Below are 2,260 nucleotides of genomic sequence, written 5' to 3'. Positions count from 1 at the left end.
CGCGGCGTAGGCCAGCGGCAGGGGTGTCGAGAACTGCTGGAGACGGACCTGCTCTTCGGAGCGCCTGGTGTGGGACGGCTCCAGCGCGGCCATGGCTTCGAGCATCCTGAGCATGGCGGAGGGTCCTTCCGGGCCGGCGCCAGCGTGGCGGCGCATGGCCCGGCCGTGACGGCGGATAAACAGCACGACCGCCGCCTCGGCGGCCTCGTAGGCGTCCTTCCAGACCCAGGCGCCCCGGGCGTCGTCCGCGCCGAAGGCATGGGTCATGGCGTCGCGCAGAGTGGCCGCGTCGAGCGGCCGGCCGGCTTCCAGGACCGGCAGGAGGGTTCCGGCGGCGTCGTAGATCGCGTCATGGGCGGAAGGCCGGGGGCCTGAAGCAGTCGGACCTGAAGAGGCCGGAAGCGTATGGGGAACGGGCAGGCGCGCGGATGCGTCCGGCGCCGTATGGACGTCGAGCATGATCCCTCCTGGAAGTGCTTGAAGGCGCCGGCGGCCCGCATCGAGCCGGTTGCTCCGGTTCGCCGCGGGCCTGTCGGATGGATGGCCGGTGGCGGGACGGCAGATCAGGGACAGGTCACAGCAATCCTTCCTGCCTGAAGCTGAAGAACCGGCCGTGACCGCAGACGACGTGGTCGTGGACCCGGATGCCCATCACCTCGCCCACCTGCCGGAGCCGGTGGGTGATCTCCACGTCCTCGCGAGAAGGGGCAGGATCGCCGCTGGGATGCTGATGGGTAAAGATGACCGAGGCGGCGCTCTCCCTGATGACGGGGCGGAAGCACTCGCGGGGGTGTACAACGGAGGCGGAAAGGCTTCCCGTGGAAACCCGGTGGTGACGGATGAGCCTGTTGCGGTTGTCCATCATCAGGACATCGAAGTGCTCCCGGTACTCGTTCACGTACCGCGGCCGCATGTAACGGTAGGCCTCCTCGGGACTGCTGACCGTGGGGGCGTCTCCGTGGAGGGAGGATTCGGCTTCGAGGAGTTGGCGTCCCAGGTCGAACGCGGCCTTGACCCTGCCGGCCTGCGCCTGGGTGAGTCCGTGTTGTCGCAGTTCCCGGACGGTCATGGAGTCGAGGTCGAGCAGGGAGAGGCCGTTGAGCCTGCTCGTGCCGTTCGCGCCGATCAATGCTTCCATCGGGTTCGGGGTGTCCATGCAGCGCTTCTCCTTGTGGCGGGTGAATGTCGCCGGCGGGCAACGGCCGCTCCCGCGCCCGGGCCGCTCCGCCACCGGAAAGCCGGGCTCGGCTCCGGGCGGGGCACTGGTGTGCGGCGGGGTGGAATGCCGGCCGGCCCAAAAGAGCCGTTCGGCCAACGTGCTCAGGTGGCGGCTTTGGCGGAATCGCCCAGAACGACCCGGACGTCGGGCCGGCGGATGGAGACCTCCACCTTGCGGCCGTTGGGAACGAGGTGGAGGATCTCCCGGCGGACGGTCTCGGCGATGGAGAGTTCGAGCGCGGAGTCCTCGCTGCAAAGGAGCCTGGTGGCGATGTGGAGCGCGTCCTCGTCGAACCGCTGGGCCTGCGTGGACCAACTGTCAGCGTCCGCGTCATCCGAGGCGGCGAAGTAGCCCCGGCGCAAGATCTCCGCGAGTTGGTGTGGTTCCAGGGCGCTGTCCCGTGTCACGAGCGGCAACGCGTCGCCGATCCAGCTCCAGGGCTCGCCAGCGAAGGCGAGATCGGCAGGGAGATGAAGAGTCGGGCTGGAGCCGCCGGCGGTCCTGACCAACAGCGCCATGCGGATCGCCGCGGGACGCGGAGGTAAGGGGGTCGCTTCAGTCTCCTTGTGGCCGGGCATGGGGAAGTCCCGGAGCGGCCACCCCTTGCCGTGAGAGTCGGTGACCTCGGTGTCGATGCCCGTGATGCGGTCGAGGCGGTCATACCACTCGTAGCCTTCGAGGCGCCTGTCCGCCTCGAAGAGCCTCTCCGCAAGGCCGGCCCGCTCGGCGGCGCGCCACAGCGCCTGCGCCTCGGGGGGCTCGGGATCGCAGTCCATCACCAACGCGTCGGGGCCGGCGGGCGCGGGCTTCGGAGGCTCCCGCCAGTCGTCGATGTCCGCGATGGCGGGACGCCAGGGACGGAGAACCTGGGGAGGCGGCGCGAGGTCGATCCCGGCGCCGCGCGCCCGCGTCCAGTCGGCGAAGGCGGGACGCGGCTCCGGGTCGGCGGCCATGGCGCGGTAGATCGCCAGGCGGGCAGCCTGGCGCATCTCGGCGGTAAAGGCATTCTCCACCGCTTCCCGGCGGGCCGGCAGCACGAGT

General features: G+C 70.3%; 3 protein-coding genes. All 3 read right to left on the bottom strand.

Annotation, left to right across the window (positions count from 1 at the left end):
* Positions 1 to 459, bottom strand: a 459-nt coding sequence (locus OXF11_03085) for a hypothetical protein (protein ID MCY4486085.1), incomplete at its 3' end; no start/stop codon positions are given.
* 115 nt (positions 460 to 574) lie between these two features.
* Entirely contained in the window at positions 575 to 1,156 is a 582-nt protein-coding gene (radC, locus tag OXF11_03080) for a DNA repair protein RadC (protein MCY4486084.1), read from the bottom strand.
* Positions 1,157 to 1,320: 164 nt separating this feature from the next.
* A partial coding sequence (locus OXF11_03075; protein MCY4486083.1) for a hypothetical protein occupies positions 1,321 to 2,260 on the bottom strand: 940 nt, incomplete at its 5' end.

The organism is Deltaproteobacteria bacterium (assembly GCA_026712905.1).
Lineage (GTDB): Bacteria > Desulfobacterota > Binatia > UBA9968 > JAJDTQ01 > JAJDTQ01.
This window is presented reverse-complemented; position numbering and strand designations above follow the sequence as displayed.